The sequence below is a fragment of the Collinsella sp. AM09-41 genome, assembly GCF_003473245.1.
Taxonomy (GTDB): domain Bacteria; phylum Actinomycetota; class Coriobacteriia; order Coriobacteriales; family Coriobacteriaceae; genus Collinsella.
Window position 1 is genome coordinate 1 of the sequence record NZ_QRMJ01000021.1, and the last position, 2,159, is coordinate 2,159.

1 protein-coding gene is annotated in these 2,159 nt (G+C 56.1%); it reads left to right on the forward strand.

Annotated elements, in window-relative coordinates; translation table 11 throughout:
- Positions 1-279: 279 nt before the first annotated feature.
- Entirely contained in the window at positions 280-1,974 is a 1,695-nt protein-coding gene (locus tag DW112_RS09820; RefSeq protein WP_118328867.1) for a phospho-sugar mutase, read from the forward strand.
- Positions 1,975-2,159 lie beyond the last annotated feature (185 nt).

Consider the following 2,159-nt stretch of genomic DNA (forward strand, 5'->3'; position numbering starts at 1 on the left):
CAGCCCGTGGGAGGCCAGGGCGCCGCTGACCGGTGGACGGCACCGAGCCGTCGCAAGACTTGAAGAAGGGGGAGGCATCGCGGCCTCCCCCTTTTTTGCGTTTACGGGCAACATTTCTTATGCAATTAAATCAATTTAATCATCCACCGCTGAATATAGACGTTCACCGTTCTTTGGTCGGTTCTCTGTTCTCAATGGACTAATATTTGCTTTAGCGCACTGCTGCGCTTGTCCTGTTTTTACACGGGTCGTTTTATTGATTGTGACGGAAGGACTCACATGGCAGATGTTCATGAGCTGCTTGATACTTGGATTGCCAATGTCAAGGACGAGGAGCTCCTCGCTGAGCTCAACACGATGAAGGAGCAGGGTGATGAGGACGCCATCACTGACGCTTTCTTCCAGGATCTCGCCTTCGGTACCGCCGGTCTTCGCGGCACTATCGGTGCGGGCACTAACCGTATGAATATCTATACGGTCGGTCGTGCGACCCAGGGATTCGCTGACTATCTCAATGCGACCTTTGAGCATCCGACGGTTGCCATCGCTCGCGATAGCCGCAATAAAGGTGAGCTGTTCGTTAAGACGACGGCTGCCATTCTTGCAGCAAATGGCGTGACTGCCCTCGTGTATCCCAAGATTTCTCCTGTGCCGACGCTCTCCTGGGCCGTCCGTGATCTTAAGTGCTCCGGTGGCATTTGCATGACCGCTAGCCATAACCCGGCGCCGTATAACGGCTATAAGGCCTATGGCCCCGATGGCTGCCAGATCACCAGCGAGGCCGCCGATGCAATTTCTAAGGCTATCGCCGAGACCGATACATTCACCGGCGTGAAGTCCATGGACTTTGATGAGGCTCTTGAGCAGGGTCTGGTTAAATGGATCGAAGGCTCATGCCTCGAGCGTTATTACGACGCCGTTCTCGCGCGCGGCGTGACCAACCTTTCTGTCGAGGAAATTGCCGGCGCGCCGCTCAAGCTTGTCTATACGCCGCTGAATGGTACCGGCCTCATTCCCGTTACCACGGTGCTCGAGCGCGCTGGCATCACCGATGTCACGGTTGTTCCCGAGCAGAAGGAGCCTAACGGCGATTTCCCGACCTGCCCGTATCCTAACCCCGAGATCCGTCAGGCCATGCAGAAGGGCATCGATCTCTGCGAGCAGGTTCACCCCGATCTGCTGCTTGCAACCGATCCCGACGCCGATCGTGTTGGCGTTGCCGTTAAAAATGGCGATGACTATCTGCTACTGACCGGCAATGAGATGGGCGTTCTGCTGCTCGACTATATCTGCAAGACCCGTGCTGCCTGCGGTGAGGACCTCACTAAGAAGGTTGCCGTTACTACTATCGTTTCTTCCGCCATGGTTGACGCTCTGGCCGACGAGTACGGTTTTGAGCTCCGCCGCTGCCTGACGGGCTTCAAGTACATCGGCGACATCATTACTTCTCTTTCCGATGCTGGCGAGGTCGATCGCTTTATCTTTGGTTTCGAGGAGAGCTACGGCTATCTGGCCGGCGACCACGTGCGCGACAAGGACGCCGTGAGCACTTCACTTCTGATTTGCCAGATGGCGCAGTATTACAAGCTCCAGGGTAAGAACCTTGCCGATGCGATGCACGAGCTGTACGAGAAGTATGGCTACTATCACAACAAGACGATTTCGCTGAGCTATCCGGGCGCTGAGGGTGCGGCAAAGATGGCCGGCATCATGGCTGGTCTGCGCGAGAACCCGCCCGCGGAGCTCGCCGGTTCCAAGATTGAGGCCGTCGTGGATTACAACACCTGCGTGAACGGCCTGCCGAAGGCTAACGTCATTGAGTTCGATCTTGAGGGTGGCAACAAGGGTATTGTTCGTCCTTCTGGCACCGAGCCCAAGATTAAGCTGTACATCTTCGCCAAGGGCGCGGATGCCGCCGAGGCTGATGCAGCACTTGACGCGATCGAGGAATCCGGTCGCAAGCTGTTGGCCTAAGGCTTTGAAAGCCTATTTCTATAGATAGACGGAGGAGGGGATCTCGGAAACGAGGTCCCCTCTTTATTACCGGTAAATACAGCTGAGAATTCCGAATTGTGTAGGAAATGTGTACGCCCAGATTCCCGCCCACGGCGCCCCTCCGGTCTGGCAATATATCTCCTTGCCGCGCGGCCCGGTCGGAC